Source organism: Actinomadura fibrosa, assembly GCF_900659615.1.
Classification (GTDB): Bacteria; Actinomycetota; Actinomycetes; order Streptosporangiales; family Streptosporangiaceae; genus Spirillospora; species Spirillospora fibrosa.
Map to the genome: position 1 here is coordinate 1 of NZ_CAACUY010000059.1, position 19,992 is coordinate 19,992.

Below are 19,992 nucleotides of genomic sequence, written 5' to 3' on the forward strand. Positions count from 1 at the left end.
GGGTGTTGGGGTTGGTCGTTCGGTGGTTATGGCGAGAGGGAAACACCCGGTCCCATCCCGAACCCGGAAGTTAAGCCTCTCAGCGCCGATGGTACTGCACGGGAGACTGTGTGGGAGAGTAGGACACCGCCGGACTCATAGTGCAGGAAGGCCCCGCCGTCACGGCGGGGCCTTCCTCATTTCTCGGGACGGTCCAGGGCCTTGTCCAGGGTTTTCGCCCATTCGGCCAGGAGGCGGGCGCGGCGGGCGGAGTCGTCGGTGAGCAGGGCGGCGAGGCCGAGGCCGCGGACGAGGTCGAGGGTGGCTTGGACGGTTTCGCGGACGCCCGGAATCGACTCGTCCGCGCCGAGGGCCTCCACGGTCAGGCGGTGGGCTTCGCGGCCGACGCGGGCCTCCAGGGGGAGGACCTGGGCGCGGAGTTGTTCGTCCGAGCTGGCCGCCACCCAGAGCTGGAGTGCCGCTCGGAAGAGCGGGCTGGTGTACATCTCGCCGAGCAGCCTGACGACCTCCAGGGTGGAGGGGCGGCGGTCGGACGGCGCGTCCAGGCGCTCGCGCATCTGGGCGATCCGTACGGCGGAGCCGTACTCGACCGCCGCGGTGACCAGTTCCTCGCGGGTGCGGAAGTGGTGCTGGGCGGCGCCGCGGGAGACGCCGGCGCGTTCGGCGACCACGGCGACGGTGGTTCCGGCCCAGCCGACGGACGCGAGGCAGTCGACGGCGGCCTCCAGGAGCCGGCGGCGGGTCGCGCGGCTGCGGTCCTGCCGCGGCTCGCGGGAGGGTTCGCGGGAGGGCGCCTGGGTGGTCATGGTCTCCTCGGCTCGGTACGGCTCCCAGTCAACCAAACGACCACCCGCAAAAACAATCAAGCACGATTGATTTTTTCGGGCGGGGCTGGCAGGGTGCAGCCATGGGCCAACCGTTGCGGATCGGCAACGCCTCGGGCTTCTACGGCGACCGCTTCTCCGCGGTGCGGGAGATGCTGGAAGGCGGGCCGCTGGACGTCCTCACAGGGGACTACCTCGCCGAGCTGACGATGCTGATCCTGGGCCGGAGCAGGATGAAGGACCCGGACGGCGGGTACGCGTCGACGTTCCTGCGGCAGATGGAGGAGTGCCTCGGCCTCGCCGCCGAGCGCGGCACGAAGATCGTGACCAACGCCGGGGGCCTGAATCCGCGCGGGCTCGCCGACCGGTTGCGGGAGCTGGCCGGACGGCTCGGCATCGAGGTCGCCGTCGCCCATGTGGAGGGCGACGACCTGCTGCCGCGGGCCAAGGAGCTCGGGCTGGCCGACGCGCGGTACGGCGAGCCGCTCACCGCCAACGCCTACCTGGGCGCCTGGGGGATCGCCGAGTGCCTGCGGGCCGGCGCGGACATCGTGGTGACCGGTCGCGTCACGGACGCGTCGCTGGTCACCGGGCCGGCCGCCGCGCACTTCGGCTGGGCGCGCGACGACTGGGACGCGCTGGCGGGCGCGACCGCCGCCGGGCACGTGCTGGAGTGCGGCGCGCAGGCGACGGGCGGCAACTTCGCCTTCTTCCAAGAAATCTACAACGTAAAGGCGCTGGGCTTTCCGGTCGCCGAGGTCGCCGCCGACGGCTCCAGCGTGATCACCAAGCATGACGGGACGGGCGGCGCGGTCACCGTCGAGACCGTCACCGCCCAGCTGCTCTACGAGATCGGCGGCCCGTCCTACGCGGGTCCCGACGTGACGGCGCGGTTCGACACGGTCGAGCTGGCGCAGGACGGCCCGGACCGGGTGCGGATCAGCGGTGTCCGCGGCGCCCCGCCGCCCGCGACGACGAAGGTGTGCCTGAACCATCTCGGCGGCCACCGCAACGAGATGACCTTCGTGCTCACCGGCCTCGACATCGACGCCAAGGCCGCGTTCGCGCGCGCTCAGGTCGAGGCGGCCTTCGGGGACGACCCTCCGGCGCGCGTCGAGTGGACGCTCGTCGGCACCGCCGCGCCGGATCCGTCGACGCAGGGCGAGGCGACGGCCCTGCTGCGCTGCGCGGTCCTGGACCCGGATCCCGGGAAGGTCGGGCGGGCGTTCAGCGGCGCCGTCGTGGAGCTCGCCCTCGCCGGCTATCCGGGTTTCACCATGACGTCCCCGCCCGGCAAGGGCGCTCCCTACGGGGTCTACAAGCCCGCGTTCGTCGCCAACGAGGAGATCGAGCACGTCGCGGTCCTGCCCGACGGCAGCCGCGTCGTCATCGCCCCGGCTCCGGAGACGGCCGCGATCGTCGAAGCGCCGCACGAGGCTCCCGTGGCTCGCGCGGAGGAAGGGTCGACCGTCCGTGTCCCGCTCGGACGGGTCGCGGGGGCGCGGAGCGGCGACAAGGGCGGCGACGCCAACATCGGCGTGTGGGCGCGGACGGACGCGCAGTGGCGCTGGCTGGAGCCCTTCCTCACGGTCGAGCGGCTGGGGGAGCTGCTGCCCGAAACGCGGGACCATGCCGTCCGGCGCTATGTCCTGCCGAACCTCCGCGCGGTCAACTTCGTCGTTGAAGGGCTGTTGCAGGAGGGTGTGTCCGCCTCGACCCGGTTCGATCCGCAGGGCAAGGCCCTGGGGGAGTGGCTGCGGTCCCGTCTCGTCGACATCCCGGAGGCCGTCCTTTGACCTTCAGAAGCACGCTCGACCCGCACGGCCCCGAGTACCGGGAGCGCCGCGCGGCGATGCTGGAGAAGCTGGCGGCGCTGGACGCCGAGCACGCGAAGGCCCTGGAGGGCGGTGGCGAGAAGTACGTCGCGCGGCACCGGAAGCGCGGGAAGCTGCTGGCGCGCGAGCGCATCGAGCTGCTCCTCGATCCCGACTCGCCGTTCCTGGAGCTGAGCCCGCTCGCCGCGTGGGGGAGCGACTTCCCGGTCGGCGCGAGCGTCGTGACCGGCATCGGGGTCGTCGAGGGCGTCGAGTGCATGATCGTGGCGAACGACCCGACGGTGCGGGGCGGCTCCAGCAATCCGTGGACGGTGAAGAAGAGCTTCCGGGCGTCCGACATCGCGCTGGAGAACCGGCTCCCGGTGATCAACCTGGTGGAGTCGGGCGGCGCGGACCTGCCGACGCAGAAGGAGATCTTCATTCCGGGCGGGCGGATGTTCCGCGACCTGACCCGGCTGTCGGCGGCGGGCATCCCGACGATCGCGCTGGTGTTCGGCAACTCCACGGCGGGCGGGGCGTACATCCCGGGCATGTGCGACCACGTGGTCATGGTGAAGGAGCGCGCGAAGGTGTTCCTCGGCGGGCCGCCGCTGGTGAAGATGGCGACCGGTGAGGAGGCCGACGACGAGGAGCTGGGCGGCGCCGAGATGCACGCCCGCACGTCCGGGCTGGCCGACTACATGGCGGTGGACGAGGCGGACGCGCTGCGGCTCGGCCGGCAGATCGTGAAGGGGCTGAACCACCGGCGGCTCGGCCCGGCGCCGGGGCCCGTGGTGGAGCCGCTGTACGACGCGGAGGAGCTGGCGGGGATCGTCCCGGAGGACCTGAAGGTCCCGTTCGACCCGCGTGAGGTGATCGTCCGCATCGCGGACGGCTCGGAGTTCGACGAGTTCAAGCCGCTGTACGGGACGAGCCTCGTCACCGGCTGGACGCGGATCCACGGCTATCCGGTCGGGGTGCTGGCGAACGCGCGGGGCGTGCTGTTCGGCGCGGAGGCGCAGAAGGCGGCGCAGTTCATCCAGCTCGCGAACCAGGCGGACACGCCGCTGCTGTTCCTGCACAACACGACGGGCTACATGGTCGGCAGGGAGTACGAGCAGGCGGGGATCATCAAGCACGGCGCCCTGATGATCAACGCGGTGGCGAACAGCCGGGTGCCGCACCTGACGGTGGTGATGGGCGCCTCGTACGGCGCCGGGAACTACGGCATGTGCGGCCGCGCCTACGATCCACGGTTCCTGTTCAGCTGGCCGAGCGCGAAGTCGGCGGTGATGGGCCCGCAGCAGCTCGCGGGCGTGCTGTCGATCGTGGCGCGGCAGGCGGCGGAGGCGCGCGGGCAGGTCTACGACGAGGAGGGGGACCGCGCGATGCGGGAGATGGTGGAAGCGCAGATCGAGGCGGAGTCGCTGCCGTTCTTCCTGTCGGGGCGGCTGTACGACGACGGTGTGATCGATCCGCGCGACACCCGGACCGTCCTCGGGCTGTGCCTGTCCGTCGTCCACAACGCGCCCGTGCGCGGAGCCGACGGCTTCGGCGTCTTCCGGATGTGAGCGATCAAATGATCAAGAGACTGCTGGTCGCCAACCGCGGCGAGATCGCGCGCCGGGTGTTCCGGGCCTGCCGGGACCTCGGGATCGGGACGGTCGCCGTCCACTCCGATCCGGACGCGGGCGCTCCGCACGTCCGGGAGGCGGATGTGGCGGGGCGGCTGCCCGGTGCCGCGCCCGCGGACACCTACCTCGCGTCCGCGCTGCTGCTGGACGTGGCGCGCCGGGCCGGGGCCGACGCCGTCCACCCCGGTTACGGCTTCCTGTCGGAGAACGCGGACTTCGCCCGCGCGGTCATCGACGCCGGGCTGGTCTGGGTCGGCCCGCCGCCCGCGGCGATCGCGGCGATGGGCTCGAAGATCGAGGCGAAGAAGCTGATGGCGGCGGCGGGCGTGCCGGTGCTGCCCGAGCTGGATCCCGCGCGGGTGGCGGCGGAGGACCTGCCGCTGCTGGTGAAGGCGTCCGCGGGCGGCGGCGGGCGCGGCATGCGGGTCGTCCGTGACGCGGCGGACCTGGCCGAGGCGGTCGCCGGGGCGCGCCGCGAGGCGGAGTCGGCGTTCGGCGACCCGACCGTGTTCTGCGAGCCGCTGCTGGAGCGGGCCCGGCACATCGAGGTGCAGGTCCTCGCCGACGCGCACGGGACGGTGTGGACGCTGGGGGAGCGCGAGTGCTCGATCCAGCGCCGCCACCAGAAGATCGTGGAGGAGGCGCCGTCGCCCGCGGTCGGGCCGGAGCTGCGCGCCGCGCTGTGCGGGGCGGCGGCGGACGCGGCCCGCGCCATCGGGTACGTCGGCGCGGGGACGGTCGAGTTCATGCTGGCGCCCGACGGCCGGTTCTTCTTCCTGGAGGTCAACACCCGCCTCCAGGTCGAGCATCCGGTCACCGAGTGCGTGTACGGGGTCGACCTCGTCCGGCTCCAGATTGAGATCGCCGAGGGCGCCCGCCTCCCGGACGCGGCGCCGGAGCCGCGCGGGCACGCAATCGAGGTGCGCCTGTACGCCGAGGACCCGGCGCTGGACTGGCGGCCCGCGAGCGGTACGCTGCACACTTTCGAGGTGCCGGGCGTGGACGCGGAGTTCGCCGTCCCGGCCGGGTCCGCCGGGTCGGGGCTGCGGCTGGACAGCGGTGTGGAGAGCGGCGCCGAGGTCGGCGTCCACTACGACCCGATGCTCGCCAAGGTGATCGCCTGGGCGCCCACCCGGCGGGCGGCGGCGCGGCGGCTCGCGGCGGGCCTGCGCGGTGCCCGCGTCCACGGCCTCACCACGAACCGGGACCTGCTCGTCCGCGTGCTGGAGGAGCCGGGCTTCCTGGACGGCGAGACCGACACCGGCTACCTCGACCGGATCGGCCTGGACGTCCTCGCCGCGCCCCTCGCGGACGACGAGGCCGTGCGGGTGTCGGCGCTGGCGGCGGCGCTCGCGGCCGCCGCCGCCGAGCGGGCGTCGGCGCGGGTGCTCGGCGGCCTGCCGTCCGGGTGGCGGAACGTGCGGTCGCAGCCGCAGCGCCGCGCGTACGAGGGGCCGTCCGGCACGGTCGAGGTGGACTACGTCTTCGGCCGGGACGGGCTGGTGTCGGAGCTGTGCCCGGGAGTGTCCCTGGTGAGCGCCACGCCGTCCGAGGTCGTCCTCGACCGCGGCGGGCTGCGGGAGACGTTCGCCGTCGCGACCGCGGGCGTGGCCGTCCATGTCGATTCGCGGTTCGGGCCGGTGGCGCTCACGGCCGTGCCGCGGTTCGCCGATCCGAGCGACCGGATCGCTCCGGGCTCGCTGCTCGCGCCGATGCCGGGCACGGTCGTGCGCGTCGAGACCGAGGCCGGCGCGACGGTCGCCGAAGGGCAGACCCTGCTCGTCCTGGAGGCGATGAAGATGGAGCACCGCATCGCCGCCCCCTCCGCCGGGACCGTGGCGGAACTCAACGTCGGCGCGGGGCGGCAGGTCGAGGCCGGCGCCGTCCTCGCCGTGATCGAAGGGACCCCCGAGTGAGCTTCATCGAGACCGAGGAGCGGCGGGCGCTGCGCGCCGCGGTCGCCGAGCTCGGCGCGAAGTACGGCCCGTCCTACTACGTGGCGAAGGCGAAGGCCGGTGAGAAGACCGACGAGCTGTGGGCCGAGGCCGGACGGCTCGGCTACCTCGGCGTCAACGTGCCCGAGGAGTACGGCGGCGGGGGCGGCGGCATCGGCGACCTCGCCGCGGTCTGCGAGGAGCTCGCCGCGGCGGGCTGCCCGCTGCTGCTCATGGTCGTCTCCCCGGCCATCTGCGCCACGATCATCGCCCGGTCCGGGACGGAGGCGCAGAAGAAGCACTGGCTGCCGCGCTTCGCCGACGGCTCGGTGAAGATGGCGTTCGCGATCACCGAGCCGGACGCGGGGTCCAACTCGCACCGGATCACGACCACGGCGCGCCGCGACGGCGACGGCTGGGTCCTCAGCGGGCAGAAGACGTTCATCTCCGGCGTGGACGAGGCCGACGCGGTCCTGTTCGTCAGCCGCAGCGCCGACCAGCAGGGCAACCTGCGCCCGTCGCTGTTCATCGTCCCGACGGACGCGCCCGGCTTCAGCTGGACGCCGATCGACATGGAGATCGTGTCGCCGGAGAAGCAGTTCATCTGCCACCTCGACGACGTCCGGCTGCCCTACGACGCGCTCGTCGGCGACGAGGACGGCGGCCTCCTCCAGCTGTTCGCCGGGCTGAACCCGGAGCGGATCATGGCGTCCGCGATGGGCGCCGGGATCGGCCGGCTCGCGCTCGGCAAGGCCATCGCCTACGCCAAGGACCGGCAGGTCTTCAGGACGCCGATCGGCGCCCACCAGGGCCTCGCGCACCCGCTCGCCGCCGCCAAGATCGAGCTGGAGCTCGCGCGGCTGATGGCCCAGAAGGCCGCCTGGCTGTACGACGAGGGCGACGACATGGGCGCCGGCGAGGCCGCGAACATGGCCAAGTACGCCACCGCCGAGGCCGCGATCCACGCCGTGGACCAGGCGATCCAGACGCACGGCGGCAACGGCCTCACCACCGAGTACGGCGTCGGCATGCTCGCCGGGGTCGTCCGCCTCATGCGGATCGCCCCGGTCAGCCGCGAGATGATCCTCAACTTCGTCGCGCAGCACTCGCTGGGGCTGCCCAAGTCGTACTGAGCCACGTCGTACTCAGCCAAGTCGTACTCGGTAGGTAGATGACGGGGGAGGGGCGGGCGCCGTACACTCTCGACGTTTCCGCGTCCCGACCGCCTCAGTTAGGGGCTCTCGTTGTACGGCCCTCCTCCCCTCCCGCCGCCCGTCCCGCCGTCCCCGGTACCGGTGCCCGTGCCGGACGCCGCACCGGCCGCGGGCGCGCCGCGCGGTCGCCGCCTCGGCGCGTGGGGCGTCGACACCGCCCTGCTCGTCGCGGTGGCCGGGCTCCTCGCCGCGATGACCTGGGGCCGCCTCCACGCCCTGCTGGTGGACGACCTGTGGTGGAAGGCGCTCACGGCGACCGGGGGGCTGCTGCTGTCCGGCGGCGACGCCCAGCAGGCCGCCGAGGACTTCGGCGCCGGGGTGTGGGCGACGATCTCCTCCGACATCCAGCAGGCCCTGCTGCTGCTCGTGCTCGCCGAGCTGCTCTACCACTTCGCCGCGCAGGCGTGGGCGGGCCGCACCCTCGGCAAGGCCGCCCTGGACCTGCGCGTGGACGCCGCGAACGACACCGGGCTCGGAAAGGCGCAGGCCTTCCGCCGCGCCCTCGTCACCACCGCCGGCGGCACCGGCCTGTACTGCCTGGCCTGGGTCCTGCTCCTGGAGGGGCTGTTCTTCCTCTCCCTCGTCGTCTGGTTCGCCGCGCTCGCCGTCTTCGTGGCCAACAGCGCCCCCGCCCTGATCGGCCGCCGCCGCCGGACCCTCGCCGACCTCGTCGCCGGGACCGCCGTCGTCCGCGCCGGCGCCTACCGCCGCGCCGCCGAGCTGGCCGTCCAGGGCGCGGGCATGGCCTGGGACGGCACCCAGGCCGCCGGGCAGGTCGCGGGCCAGGCCGTCCGCGAGAACGCCGCCCGGCTGGCGCAGGCCGAGCAGATGCGGCGCGCCCTGGAGTCCGAGCAGGCCCGCCGCCTCCAGGACCTCGGCCGCCAGTCCGCCGGGAAGGTCCGCGACGCGATGACGGGCGAGCGGTCGCAGCAGGTCCAGGACATGGGCAAGCGCCTCGGCGGCCGCCTCAAGAACGCCTACGAGGACCGGCGCGCCGCCCGCACGGACCAGCCGGGGCCCCTTCCTCCGGCCGTCCCTCCGGCCGTGGCGGGGGTGGGGCAGCAGCCCGCGCTCCCGCCGCCCCAGCCGTACCACAACCCCTATGTCCCGCCGCAGGGCGCCTACGCCCAGTACCCGCAGGCCTACCCGCAAGCGACTCCCGAGCCGCCCTACGCGAACCAGCCGCCGTACGCCGCGCCGCAACCCCTCTCCGGCGGTCAGAACGAAACAGATGAAGACGGAAGGCGTCCAGAACATCCCTGATCCGTCCGAAACCGCTTGCTCTCCGGGGTTCATCACTGACAGGCTGTGATGGTCGGCGGGAGGGCGTCCATGCGTGAGGTCGAGGTCAAGTTCCGGGTCGCGGACGGCCGGGCGGTGATCGCCGTGCTCGGGGCGCGGGGCATCGAGTTCGGCCCGGCCGCCCGCCAGGACGACCTGGCCTACGCGCCCGCCGGATGGGAGTTCGGGGACGGCAGGCTCGGCGTCGCGTTCCTGCGTCTCCGCACGGTGGACGGGCGGCACTTCTTCGCGCTGAAGCAGCCCGGGGCCAACGCGCAGGCGTGCCTGGAGCACGAGACCGAGATCGCCGACCGGGGCCAGATGCACCAGGCAATCCTGAGGATGGGCTACCGCCCGGCCGTGCGGATCGCCAAGACCCGGCGGGCGGCCTCGGACAGCGACGTGGCGCTGTGCCTCGACGACCTGGACGGCGTCGGCACGTTCCTCGAACTGGAGCGCATGGTCCCCGAGCACGTCCCGGCGGAGGCGGTGCAGGACGGCCTGGCCGCCTACGTGGACGCCCTCGGCATCGAGGGCGAGCGCGTCCACGAGACCTACGACACCCTCGCGCACGCGGCGGCACTGGCAGCGGGCGGCCGGGGCATGGACGCGTCCGGGGCACCGTGGTACTGAGAGGGCATGGCCCCGCCGTACCCGGTCAACACCGACCTTCTGTCCATTCTTGGGCGGGAGGCGGATAAGGGCGAGAGCGTCCTGAGTGCCGAGGACGTCCGGGCCGCATCCCGGTTCGCGGCGCACTGGCCAGGGGAGGCGCGGGCGACGGCGCCGGCCGACCGCGCCACCGCCGAGGCGGCGATCGCCCAGCTCTACGACCTGATCGGCGAGCGGGCACCCGAGATCGTCTGGGTGGGCTCGCCCGCGGACGAGCGCCGGTTCACCGAACCCGTCCGGGACGAGGACTTCGGCGCGCCGCTGGTCCCCGAGGCCGCCCGGAAGATCGACGGCAGGACGTCCCTGCTGCGCGCCCTCGCCGGCGAGGTCACGCCCTGGCGCCACCGCCACCGTCATCGCCACCGCGAACCGACGTTCCGGGAGGTGTTCCTCCCGACCCCGACGCGGCGGGTCGAGGCCGAGCTGCGGCGGATCTGGCCGCGCCGTCTGGCGCTGTGGGCGGACCTGGTCGCGTCCTGCGGCGGCTGGTGGCCGTACGCGTCGGTGTGCGTGGTGTCGGAGCGGCCCGTCGAGGTGCACGCCGAACCCGCGCCCGAGCGGGGCGGGGGAGCCGTCCGGCTGCACCGCGCCGACGGTCCGGCGATGCGGTACCGCGACGGCTTCACTTTGTACGCGCTGAACGGCTGCCTGCTGCCCGAGCACGTCGCGATGAGCGCCCGGTCGGGCACGCCGCCGCCTCCGGGGCACCGGACGGACCACCGCAGCGTGATGGGGGACGGCGCCGGGCGTCCCGGCCTGCGGGGCGCCGACCTGCGGGGCGTCGCCTTCGACGAGGGCACCGACCTCGCCGGCGCCGACCTCAGCGGCGCCGACCTGCGCTGGACGGACCTGTCGGGAGCCCTCCTCCGCGGCGCGAACCTCTCCGGCGCCGACCTCACGGGCGCGTTCATCGGCACCGACCAGTGTCTCGACGCGGCCGACCTCACCGGCGTCAGCCTCGCCGGACGCGACCTCGCCGGCTTCATGCCCGCGCTCGACCCGGTGAGCTTCAAAGGCGCGACCCTGATCGGGACGGACTTCACGGGAGCGGAGCTGGAACTGCGGAACTCCGGCGAGTTCTTCGCGGGCGCGCTGTGGGACGGCACGACCCGATGGCCCGCAGGCGCCGCCGAGGAGATCCGCTCGTTCTCCAGCCCCTGCGAGGGAGGCTACCGCGTCCGCGACGACCAGCCCCGCGGCTACTGGCCGCCCGCGGCCCTCACCGGCTGATCTCCGGGACGCCGTGACGGGTGCGGTCCGCGCGGACGGGTGCCTCAGGCGGTCAGGGCGTCCACCTGCCGCTCAAGGGTTTCGGGCGCGGTCAGCCGGTTGTCGATCGCCGTGTGCGGGACCGGGGGCGGCACGTCCGGCAGCATGCGGGCCGTGAAGGCGTCGAACGCGGCGAGCTTCCCGGCGTCGCGGGACGAGCCGCGCCGCCGGAGCCGGTGGCGCAGCGTGGGGGCGTCGGTGCGGATCCAGACGAGGTTCACCGGGGCCCCGCCGAGCCCGGCGACCCACTCCGCCCAGCGCTCCGGGGAGCGGATCTGGCCGGTGAAGGGCCCGCTGAGCAGCACCGGGCAGCCGTGCGCGCGGATCTCGCGGGCCGTCGCCGTCATCCCGGCGTACTCGTGGGCCTTGACGTGCTCGTCGTACCAGGGGCCTTCCCGCTCGCCCGGGTCCCGGCCATGGGACGCGAGGGTCGCCGCGACGAACGGCCCGTACATCGTGTCCTTGTCCAGCAGCGCCGGGACGGGACGCAGCCGGGCCAGGAGCAGCCCGGACACGGTCGTCTTTCCGGCGCCGGGCGGGCCGGCCACGACCCAGGCGGGCGCCGGCGTCACGCCGACAGCCGCATGCGGCGGGTCGCGAGGCGGCCGATGCGCTCGTCGTCGATCTCGTGGCCGAGGCCCGGCTGGGTGAGCGGCACGCCGACGACCCCGCCGGACGAGCGGACGGGCGGCGTCACGAACACCGGGCCGCCCGCCGGATCGGACACGTCGCTCGGCAGCGTGCAGCCGGGCAGGGCGGCGAGGGCGACGGCGGCGGCCTGGCCGATGCCGAACGCGCCGCTGCCGCTGCACCAGACGTCCCAGCCCGCCGCGTACGCGAGGTCGTGCGCGCTGCGGGCGGCGGTCAGCCCGCCGAGCCGGTCGAGGCGCAGGTGCAGGGCGCGGCCCGCGTCCAGCGACAGCGCCGCGTCCAGGGTGTCGAGGTCGCCGATGTCCGGGGCGACCGCCATGCCGACCTGCTGCTGGAGCCGGGCGTGCGCGGCGAGGTCGCCGGAGGCGAACGGCCGTTCGAGCGCGACCAGGCCGTAGGCGTCCAGGCCCTCCAGCACCGCGAGGTGCTCGGGCGAGGCGGTGTAGGCGTGCCCGGCGTCGGCGACGAGCGCGAGCGCCGGGTAGGCCTGGCGGATCGCGCGGACGGGCTCGATGTCCCAGCCGGGCCGCACGTCCACCGTCACGCGGACGTGGCCCGCGCCGACGGCCTGGTTGACGCGGCCCGTGACCGTGTCCAGCGCGGGCTCGGGGGTGATCCGCGCGCCCGTCACGATCGAGGTGCGGGTGCCGCCGAGCGCGTGCGCGAGCGGCAGCCCCCGCGCCCGGCACCACAGGTCCCAGCAGGCCGTGTCGATCGCCGCGGCGGCCTCGCGGGCGCCGCGGTCGGCGGCGAGGTCGGCGGCGCCGGACACGTCCTCGGGACGGTCCCAGTCGAGCCCGATGAGGGCGGGCCCCATCCGCTCCTCGATGTCGGCCCAGAGCGGGCCGGCCGTCCCGCCCGGCGCGGCGGCCTCGCCCCAGCCGACCGCGCCCTCGTCGCCGGTGAGCCGGACGAGGATGCTCTCCGGCCGCCTGCCGCGCGGCATCGCCACGCGGAAGGCGTCACAGCCCTGGATCCGGGGCACCCGCACCCGTCCCTCCGTCGGAAGTGTTCCCCCTCAATGATCCCCCCTCCGGGGACCAGGGGCGACACCGCCGCCGGCCGGGGCGCCGGTCAGGCCGCCCAGGTCACCTGACGCAGGTCGCGGTCGACGGCCTCCGCGGCGCGCTCCAGCTCGCCCGCGGGGGCGATCCGGTCGGCCCACGACCACCAGTACCAGCGGTCACCGCGGCCGTCCCGCTCGCACAGGACGGTGCCGTACCGGTCCGGCGAGGTGCGGTCCAGGACCTCCAGGCGCGGCCTCGCCCCCGCGGTGACGATCATCGTGAGGAAGCCGCGGCGGGCGAGCGCCCGGCCGAGGTCGTCCAGGATCGCTAGGTCCGTGGCGGTGTGGTCCATCATTGCCCCCTGTGCCGTGTCCGGCGTCATCTGTTGTGACGTGCTCGGAGGCGTCCGGGTTCGGAGCCGGAGGGCACCGGGAGGTGAGTGAGGACCCGCCATCCCCTGATCACGCGGTCAGGACGGGCAGGTCGACTCCAGCGACACCGGCTTGGTCTGCGGCGCCGGCGACCTCGTCGCGGACCGCGGCGTCGGCCGCGCCAGCGACCCGTCCCCGGTCGGCGACGCACTCGGGCTCGGCGACGCGCTGGCGCTGGGGGAGGGGCTCGCGCCGTTGTCCTCGACGGCCTTGGCGGCGAGCCTGCGGATCAGCGCGAAGTCGGGGCTGCCGGTGCTGATCAGCGGCGGGACGAACTGGAGGCTGTCGATCTGCGCGCCGTCCTTGACCTTGCCGGACAGCTTCAGCAGCGCGGGCAGCAGCTCCTGCGGCAGGTCGGTGGACAGCGTCCGCTTGGCGGCCGAGGCGAGCTTGTCGAACTTGGTGATCACGGTCTGCGGGTCGGCCTGCTGGGCGATCGCGCGCATCAGGCACTTCTGCCGGCCCATCCGGACGTAGTCGTCGCTGTCGGTGCGGGACCGGCCGTACCAGAGGGCCTCCTTGCCCTTCAGCGTCCGCTCGCCGGGCTGGAGGACGCCGCCCTGCCGCCCGTACGGGATCGGCTGCGTGATCTTGATCTTGACGCCGCCCATCGCGTCGATGATGTCGGCGAACCCGAACATGTCGACGAGGATGTAGTAGTCGACCCGCATGCCGAGGATCCCGGCGATCGTGTCCTTCAGCAGCGTCGGGCCGCGGTGGTTCTTGGCGACGCCCGGCACCACGTCCGGGTGCTCCTCGGCGTACTGGTAGACCTCGTTCAGCAGCCCCGGCGTCTCGGGGCCGTCGCCGGTGAACCCGTAGGGGAACCGGTCGCGGGCGGGCCCCGGCGGGAGCTGGAAGCCCTCCAGGTTGCGCGGCAGGCTCAGCAGCACCGTGTCACCGGTCTTCGTGTCGACGCTGGCGAGCGTCATGCTGTCGGTGCGGACGCCCTCGCGGTTGGCGGCGGCGTCGCCGCCGAGCAGCAGGATGTTGACGCGCGGCTGGCCGTCCCAGGGGTCCGCGGCGTCGATCTGCCGGCCGTTCTCGTTGCCGGTGCGGAAGATGCTGGTCAGCGCGTCCCGGTAGACGTAGGTGGTGTGCGCGGACCAGGCCGTCGGCACGGCGACCGCGAAGCAGATCACCGCGACGGAGCCGGCGCCCAGCGCGCGGCCGCTCACCGAGAGCCCGGCGGGCCGCACGACCTGGTAGGAGCGGACGACCACCGCGATCCAGACGAGGCCGAGCAGCACGAGCCCGCCGGCGATCCGCTGGAGGGCGTCGGGGCGGACGGCGAGGTGGTCGAGGTCGGAGCGGAAGACGGTCGCGACGGCGACCGCGGCGGCCACCAGCGCCAGGTAGAGGCCCAGCAGCAGCCCGCCGGTGAGGCGGCGGCCCGTCACCAGGTGCGCGACGCCCCACGCCAGCGCGGACGCCAGCGTCAGCGCGAGCGCCCTCGGCAGGTCCCCGGACTCGCTGGGGGAACGGTCCACGCCGTCTTTCCGGACACGCCGACCCGCTGATCGCCTCGACATGTCCGCTCCGATCCCCCAGCTGCGTGAAACCACACTTGGGCTCACATTATGGACGTCTGGAACCGGGCGAAGGTTGCGTGGGAGCCGGCCGCATGCGAGCTTTTCGCCGCCCATAGGGCGGCATCTTCCACAATAGGCAATCGCGTCCCGCGATGTTAGCCCGACCCCGAGAATTGATCATCGGCGCATCCGGGCCGCGGCCCCGCCGCGGCGGGCATCCAGACCAGTTCCCGCTGGACGACGCCGTACCGGGCCACGGCCAGCGGCGGGACGGCCGCCAGCAGGCACAGCAGGCACACGCCCGCCCCGCCGGCGATCCGCAGCCGCGGCGGCAGCCCGGCGGGCACCAGCACCGCGTACGAGCGGACGATCAGCAGCGTCCAGAGCACGGCCACGAGGACGCCCCCGGCCGCGAGCGCGAACAGCGGCCCCGGCCGCCCGTCCAGCGCCGCGGGGGACACCGGGCCGCGGCGGGCGGCGAGCGCCGCGGCCGTCAGCGCCAGTGCCTGGGCGAACAGCATCAGCCGTCCCGGCCCGACCCGCCCGGCCCGCAGGTGCGCGATGCCCGGCAGGACCGGGGAGACCGCGGCGACCAGCAGCGCCTCCACCAGCCGCGGCAGCGCCCTCGCGTGCCCGTCCCCGCCCATGCTCCCCCCTCCCGGGGCCTGCGGGACGCGGGTCCGCCGCGCCCCGTCCCAGGTAAAGAGTGCAGGTCAGAGCGTGATCGCGGTCGAGCGGCGCGCGTGTCGGAGAAAACCGGGCGGTTCACCGGCCCCCTGTTACCGGCTCGGTTACCAGCTCGTGGCGAGCGGCATTCCCTCGGCGTAGCCCGACGCGCTCTGGATCCCGACGGTCGCCCGCTCGTGGAACTCCTCCAGCGTGCGGGCGCCCGCGTAGGTGCAGGAGCTGCGCAGCCCGGCGACGATCTCGTCGATCAGGTCCTCCACGCCGGGGCGCCGCGGGTCCAGGAACATGCGGGAGGTCGAGATGCCCTCCTCGAACAGCGCCTTGCGGGCGCGGTCGAACGGGGAGTCGTCGGCGGTCCGCAGCCGGACGGCCCGCGCCGAGGCCATCCCGAAGCTCTCCTTGTAGAGCCGCCCGTCGGCGGCGCGCTGGAGGTCGCCCGGCGACTCGTAGGTGCCGGCGAACCAGGAGCCGACCATGACGTTGGCGGCGCCGGCGGCCAGGGCCAGCGCCACGTCGCGCGGATGCCGGACGCCGCCGTCCGCCCACACGTGCCGGCCGAGGCGGCGCGCCTCGGCGGCGCACTCCAGCACGGCGGAGAACTGCGGGCGGCCGACGCCCGTCATCATCCGGGTCGTGCACATCGCGCCGGGACCCACGCCGACCTTGACGATGTCGGCGCCCGCCTCGATCAGGTCGCGGGTGCCCTCGGCGGTCACCACGTTCCCCGCCACCACCGGGACGCCCGGGTCCAGCCCGCGGACCGCGGCGAGCGCCCCGATCATCTTGTCCTGGTGGCCGTGCGCGGTGTCGACGACGAGCAGGTCGGCGCCCGCCTCCAGCAGCGCCTTCGCCTTGCCGGCGACGTCGCCGTTCACGCCGACCGCCGCGGCGATGCGGAGCCTGCCGCCGCCGTCCACCGCGGGCTTGTAGAGCGTGGCGCGCAGCGCGCCCGTCCGGGTCAGGACGCCGGTGAGGCGCCCGTCGGCGTCCACGACGGGCGCGAGCCGGTGCCCGCGCTCGTGCAGCCGGTTGAACGCCTCGCGCGGGTCCACGCCGGCCGGCAGGGTGACGAGGTCGCGCGCCATGATGTCGCGGAGCTGCGCGAACCGGTCCACGCCCTGGCAGTCGGCCTCGGTGACGACGCCGACCGGGCGGTCGTCCTCGACGACGATGACCGCGTTGTGGGCGCGCTTCGGCAGCAGCGCGAGCGCCTCGCCCGCGGTGCTGGCCGGGCCCAGCCGGATCGGGGTGTCCACGACCAGGTCGCGGCCCTTCACCCAGCCGATCACCTCGGCGACCACGTCCACCGGGATGTCCTGCGGGAGCACCGCGACACCGCCGCGCCGGGCGACGGTCTCGGCCATCCGGCGGCCGGAGACGGCCGTCATGTTCGCCACGACGAGCGGAATGGTCGTCCCGCTGCCGTCGACGGTCGAGAGGTCGACCTCCAGACGGGATCCCAGCGACGAGCGGCGCGGGACCATGAAAACGTCGTTGTAGGTGAGGTCGTGAGCGGAACGCTCACCGTTCAGCAGGCGCACGGCTGTACTACACACCAATCGCGGATCAAAGTGGCTGGGCCACCGTACATTGTGAGCCATACCCGCAGGTGCTCCGGCCAAGCCCGCCCCCGCGGCCCCGCGCCCCGGCCCCGCCCCGGTGCCCCCGACGTGCCCGGACCGGCCCCTGCGCCGCCGTGAGGGGGAGGGCGGACCGGAACCGTGCTCCGGGGTGATGACCGTCTGTCCCCAAGGTCCGTCCGGATGATTCTGAACGGTCTGTCCGCCCGCTTCCAGCCGTAACGCCGGTGACTGTGCGGACAAGGCGGAAAACGGTGCAACGTGAGGCTTAGCTCTCTGTAAAGTTACCTCTTGACGTAAGTGCGCCACCGATGCACTTTTCTTACATGTGCCTCGCGTGGACGGCCGACCCGCCGTAGGGGCGTGACATCAGAACACCGGGAGAAGCGCATGCAGGACACGCACTTGGACCCGGTCAGCCGCGCTCGTCCGCGCCGCGGGCCGCCCCGCCCGCGCGGCACCCCGCGACGTGATCCCCGCCACCGCGCCGGCCGTCCCGCCGGCCTCCGCCCGGCGCGCCGCCGTGCCGGGCGCCCGGTGCGCGCCCGGCGGCGTTGCGCTCCCGGGCCGGTTGACGCGGCGTCGAATTCGGCGCCGTCCAGAACCGAACACCGACGCTTCGACGGTCGCCGGGCAGGGCGAACACGAGCAAGATCAATATTTGACGTCAGACCGTCCCGAAATGGAATGATCTTGCAGTTGCTGGCAAAACGATTCATCACATGTCGAGGAGGACAGTCGTGCTGGATGCGGTCGACGCCGTGCTCGTCCGCGAGCTCCAGCGGGATGGCAGAGCGACGTTCCAGGCGCTCGCCGACCGCGTCGGGCTTTCCCGCACGGCCGTGCGGGCACGGGTGCAGAACCTCCTTGAGACCCAGGTCGTCCGCGTCGTCGGCATCGTGCACGCCGCCGTCGTCGGAGCCGAGGCGATCGGGCACGTCTCGGTCACCGTCGAGGGCTCGGCGCGGGAGGTGGCCGCGGCCGTCGCCGAGCGCCCCGCCGTCAGCTTCACGGCGCTGACCGCGGGCCCGTACGACCTGGTCGCGCAGGTGCGCACCCGCGACGACGCCGCGCTCGCGGCGGAGGTGGACCACATCCGGTCCGTCCACGGCGTGCGCTCGGCCGAGGTGTTCCGCTCCGTCTCGACCGTGCGCGACACGCACGCGGTCGTCCGCGAGCTCGGCGAGGTCACCCTCGACGACATCGACTGGCGCCTCCTCCAGGAGCTCCAGCGCGACGGCCGCGCGCCCTACACCCGGCTCGCGCACATCATCGGGCTCTCGCAGGCCGCGACCCGGGCCCGGGTGGTCCGGCTCATGCGCACCGGCGTCATCCAGGTCACCGGCCTCGCCGACCCGCTCGCGCTCGGCGCCGCCGAGCTCGGCGGCTTCGGCCTGGTGGTCACCGGCGGGCTGCGGAAGGTCGCCGAGGCGGTCGCCGCCCAGGAGGGCGTCCGCTACCTCGCGACCGGGTTCGGCCGCTACGACATCGTCGGGCAGGCCGAGGCCGGCTCGCGCGGGGAGCTCGTCGCCGTCCTCGACGCCATCCGCTCCGTGCCCGGCGTGACGGTCCGCGAGTCCTGGCACCACCTGGACGTGGTGAAGGAGTCCTACGCGGTCGAACTCCCGGAGCAGCCGCTCAACGGCCAGTGAGACGGGCGCCCCGGCCGCGGCGGACACCGCGGCCGGGGCACCGGCCGGGCCGTGTGGCCGGGGCGCCGAGGCCGGGTGTACGGCCCGGCCTGCGGCCGGGCGCCGGTCAGTCGCGGCTGAGCGCGACCTCCTCCAGGTCCAGCTCGTGCAGGACGCGTTGCAGCACCTCGTCGTCGATGCGCCGCTCGTCCCGCAGCCGGATGAACACCCCCCGCTCGGCCGCGAGCATCTCGCGCCGCAGCCGCCGGTAGGTCGTCGTCGGGACCTCCTCGCCCTCCGGGCCCGTCCCGCCGCCGAGCCGCTCCCACGCCCGGAGCTGCCGCTGCTCGGCGAGCTCGCGCAGCCGGGTCACGACCGACTCGTCCAGCTCCTCCCGGGCGGTCAGCTCCGCCAGCCGCTCCAGCGCCGCGTTCGCGGCCGCGTGCTGCGCGCCGGCCTCCGCGACGGTGTCGGTGTAGCGCTCCCGGTCGCTGCCGACGCGCAGCATCCGGATCAGCGCCGGGAACGTCAGCCCCTGCACCAGCAGCGTCCCGAGGACGGTGGTGAAGGTGAGGAACAGGATGAGGTCGCGTCCCGGGAACGGGCGGTCCGCCGAGGTGACGAACGGGATCGCGAACGCCGCGGCCAGCGACACCACCCCGCGCATGCCCGCCCACGACACGATGACCCGGCCGCGCCAGCCGAGGTCGCGGTCGCGCTCCCGCACCCGCCGCGACAGCCACCGCGGGAGGAACGACGCCGGCAGCACCCACACGAACCGCGCCGCGACGGTCACCCCGAACACCGCCACCGCCCACCACGCCAGCCGCGGCCACGGATAGCCGGACAGCCCGTCGATCACCGGCGGCAGCTGGAGCCCGATGAGCAGGAACACCACGCTCTCCAGCAGGAAGACCATGACCTTCCAGAAGGAGTGCCCGATCAGCCGGGTCACGGCGGGCGACTCGGTGAACCGGTGGCCGAGGTACAGCCCGCTGACCACCACCGCGATCACGCCGGACGCGTGCACCGTCTCGGCCAGCAGGTAGGCGGCGAACGGCGCCACGACCGCCACGCCGTTCTCGACGAGCGGGTCGTTCAGCCGGGTCCGCAGCCAGTGCAGCGGCGGGCCGAGCAGCAGCCCCACCGCGGCCCCGGCGGCCGCGGCGAACAGGAAGCGCAGCACGCCGTCGGCGAGCGTGAACCCCGCGCCCGTCGCGGCGATGACCGCCACCCGGAACGCGGTGAGCGCCGTCGCGTCGTTGAACAGGCTCTCGCCGAGCAGGACCGTCACGACCCGGCGGGGCAGCCCGAGGCGCTGCGCGACGCTGACCGCCGCGACCGCGTCCGGCGGCGCCACGATCGCGCCGAGCACGCACGCCGCCGACAGCGGCAGCCCGGGGACGAGCAGGTAGGCCGCGTACCCGACGGCGAACGTGGTGAACAGCACCAGCCCGACCGACAGCAGCCCGATCGACAGGACGTTCTCGCGCAGGTCGTAGTACGAGCTCTGCCACGCCGCGGAGAACAGCAGCGGCGGCAGGAAGACGTACAGGACGAACTCGGGGTCGAGCTCGAACTCCGGGACGCCCGGCACGAACGAGACCAGCAGGCCCGCGATCACCAGGACCAGCGGCGCGGACAGGCCGGCGCGCCGCGCGGTCCCGGCCACCAGCAGCGCGCAGACGGGGATGGCCAGCAACCACAGTGCGTGCGTCGTCTCCACCTGCCAGATGATCCCACGGCGCCGCGACGTCTCCGGACATCGGGCGACATCGGGCGCACCACCGGACGTCCGTCGCGGGCCTCCCGTGGCGGCCGGAGCCCCGAG

At 74.2% G+C, this 19,992-nt stretch carries 16 protein-coding genes and 1 rRNA gene; 9 read left to right on the plus strand and 8 right to left on the minus strand.

From position 1 onward, the window contains the following. The first annotated feature begins 18 nt into the window (after window positions 1-18). Window positions 19-135: ribosomal RNA gene (gene rrf, locus E1300_RS21095) — 5S ribosomal RNA — on the plus strand. A 41-nt stretch (window positions 136-176) separates the two neighbouring features. On the opposite strand, the gene E1300_RS21100 is transcribed toward rrf, so the two are convergent. Next, entirely contained in the window at window positions 177-806 is a 630-nt protein-coding gene (locus E1300_RS21100) for a TetR/AcrR family transcriptional regulator (RefSeq protein ID WP_131758755.1), read from the minus strand. A 101-nt stretch (window positions 807-907) separates the two neighbouring features. Here E1300_RS21100 and E1300_RS21105 point away from each other — a divergent pair, with 101 nt between their 5' ends. The 7 genes from E1300_RS21105 (at window position 908) to E1300_RS52630 (ending at window position 10,603) form a co-directional block, all read left to right on the plus strand. Further along, window positions 908-2,620: an acyclic terpene utilization AtuA family protein gene (locus tag E1300_RS21105; protein ID WP_131758756.1), complete on the plus strand. Its 1,713-nt coding sequence runs from the start codon at window positions 908-910 to the stop codon at window positions 2,618-2,620. A 56-nt stretch (window positions 2,621-2,676) separates the two neighbouring features. Next, on the plus strand, window positions 2,677-4,209 hold the full coding sequence (locus tag E1300_RS21110; RefSeq protein WP_242619293.1) for an acyl-CoA carboxylase subunit beta: 1,533 nt from the start codon (window positions 2,677-2,679) through the stop codon (window positions 4,207-4,209). Window positions 4,210-4,217: 8 nt separating this feature from the next. After that, window positions 4,218-6,188 (plus strand): acetyl/propionyl/methylcrotonyl-CoA carboxylase subunit alpha, encoded by a 1,971-nt coding sequence (locus tag E1300_RS21115; protein WP_131758758.1) that lies wholly within the window; start codon window positions 4,218-4,220, stop codon window positions 6,186-6,188. Next, window positions 6,185-7,339 (plus strand): acyl-CoA dehydrogenase family protein, encoded by a 1,155-nt coding sequence (locus tag E1300_RS21120; RefSeq protein WP_131758759.1) that lies wholly within the window; start codon window positions 6,185-6,187, stop codon window positions 7,337-7,339. Before E1300_RS21115 ends, E1300_RS21120 begins: the two co-directional genes overlap by 4 nt. Window positions 7,340-7,501: 162 nt before the next feature. Next, window positions 7,502-8,683 carry an RDD family protein gene (locus tag E1300_RS21125; RefSeq protein WP_165502921.1) on the plus strand — a complete coding sequence of 394 codons (1,182 nt, stop codon included), beginning with the start codon at window positions 7,502-7,504 and terminating at the stop codon, window positions 8,681-8,683. 69 nt (window positions 8,684-8,752) lie between these two features. Further along, window positions 8,753-9,334 carry a class IV adenylate cyclase gene (locus E1300_RS21130; protein WP_131758761.1) on the plus strand — a complete coding sequence of 194 codons (582 nt, stop codon included), beginning with the start codon at window positions 8,753-8,755 and terminating at the stop codon, window positions 9,332-9,334. A 6-nt stretch (window positions 9,335-9,340) separates the two neighbouring features. Continuing rightward, window positions 9,341-10,603 carry a pentapeptide repeat-containing protein gene (locus E1300_RS52630; RefSeq protein WP_242619288.1) on the plus strand — a complete coding sequence of 421 codons (1,263 nt, stop codon included), beginning with the start codon at window positions 9,341-9,343 and terminating at the stop codon, window positions 10,601-10,603. 44 nt (window positions 10,604-10,647) lie between these two features. On the opposite strand, the gene E1300_RS21140 is transcribed toward E1300_RS52630, so the two are convergent. From E1300_RS21140 to E1300_RS21165, 6 genes are all read right to left on the minus strand, one after another. Next, window positions 10,648-11,214 carry a P-loop nucleotide/nucleoside kinase family protein gene (locus E1300_RS21140; RefSeq protein WP_131758762.1) on the minus strand — a complete coding sequence of 189 codons (567 nt, stop codon included), beginning with the start codon at window positions 11,212-11,214 and terminating at the stop codon, window positions 10,648-10,650. Continuing rightward, complete coding sequence (locus E1300_RS21145; RefSeq protein ID WP_306440665.1) at window positions 11,211-12,284, minus strand: enolase C-terminal domain-like protein; 1,074 nt, start codon at window positions 12,282-12,284, stop codon at window positions 11,211-11,213. The genes E1300_RS21140 and E1300_RS21145 overlap by 4 nt, the downstream gene beginning before the upstream one ends. Window positions 12,285-12,367: 83 nt before the next feature. Continuing rightward, a complete protein-coding gene (locus E1300_RS21150) occupies window positions 12,368-12,652 on the minus strand; it encodes a hypothetical protein (protein WP_131758763.1) in 285 nt (94 codons plus the stop codon). A gap of 117 nt (window positions 12,653-12,769) precedes the next feature. Then, window positions 12,770-14,221 (minus strand): LCP family protein, encoded by a 1,452-nt coding sequence (locus E1300_RS21155; protein WP_242619289.1) that lies wholly within the window; start codon window positions 14,219-14,221, stop codon window positions 12,770-12,772. A 197-nt stretch (window positions 14,222-14,418) separates the two neighbouring features. Further along, window positions 14,419-14,910, minus strand: a complete 492-nt coding sequence (locus E1300_RS21160) for a hypothetical protein (RefSeq protein ID WP_131758765.1) — start codon at window positions 14,908-14,910, stop codon at window positions 14,419-14,421. 144 nt (window positions 14,911-15,054) lie between these two features. Further along, a complete protein-coding gene (locus E1300_RS21165) occupies window positions 15,055-16,491 on the minus strand; it encodes a GuaB1 family IMP dehydrogenase-related protein (protein WP_131758766.1) in 1,437 nt (478 codons plus the stop codon). A 779-nt stretch (window positions 16,492-17,270) separates the two neighbouring features. On the opposite strand from E1300_RS21165, the gene E1300_RS21170 reads away from it, so the two are divergent. Further along, window positions 17,271-18,182 carry an Lrp/AsnC family transcriptional regulator gene (locus tag E1300_RS21170; RefSeq protein WP_131758767.1) on the plus strand — a complete coding sequence of 304 codons (912 nt, stop codon included), beginning with the start codon at window positions 17,271-17,273 and terminating at the stop codon, window positions 18,180-18,182. A gap of 106 nt (window positions 18,183-18,288) precedes the next feature. On the opposite strand, the gene E1300_RS21175 is transcribed toward E1300_RS21170, so the two are convergent. Next, the gene (locus tag E1300_RS21175) at window positions 18,289-19,887 is read right to left on the minus strand and encodes a Na+/H+ antiporter (RefSeq protein ID WP_131758768.1); all 1,599 of its coding nucleotides are present in this window, start codon (window positions 19,885-19,887) and stop codon (window positions 18,289-18,291) included. Window positions 19,888-19,992: the final 105 nt, after the last annotated feature.

Bases quoted from the DNA above. Each gene is read 5' to 3' on its own strand.
- E1300_RS21100 (WP_131758755.1), bottom strand. From the start codon at position 806: ATGACCACCCAGGCGCCCTCCCGCGAACCCTCCCGCGAGCCGCGGCAG.
- E1300_RS21105 (WP_131758756.1), top strand. From the start codon at position 908: ATGGGCCAACCGTTGCGGATCGGCAACGCCTCGGGCTTCTACGGCGAC.
- E1300_RS21110 (WP_242619293.1), top strand. From the start codon at position 2,677: ATGCTGGAGAAGCTGGCGGCGCTGGACGCCGAGCACGCGAAGGCCCTG.
- E1300_RS21115 (WP_131758758.1), top strand. From the start codon at position 4,218: ATGATCAAGAGACTGCTGGTCGCCAACCGCGGCGAGATCGCGCGCCGG.
- E1300_RS21130 (WP_131758761.1), top strand. From the start codon at position 8,753: ATGCGTGAGGTCGAGGTCAAGTTCCGGGTCGCGGACGGCCGGGCGGTG.
- E1300_RS52630 (WP_242619288.1), top strand. From the start codon at position 9,341: ATGGCCCCGCCGTACCCGGTCAACACCGACCTTCTGTCCATTCTTGGG.
- E1300_RS21150 (WP_131758763.1), bottom strand. From the start codon at position 12,652: ATGGACCACACCGCCACGGACCTAGCGATCCTGGACGACCTCGGCCGG.
- E1300_RS21160 (WP_131758765.1), bottom strand. From the start codon at position 14,910: ATGGGCGGGGACGGGCACGCGAGGGCGCTGCCGCGGCTGGTGGAGGCG.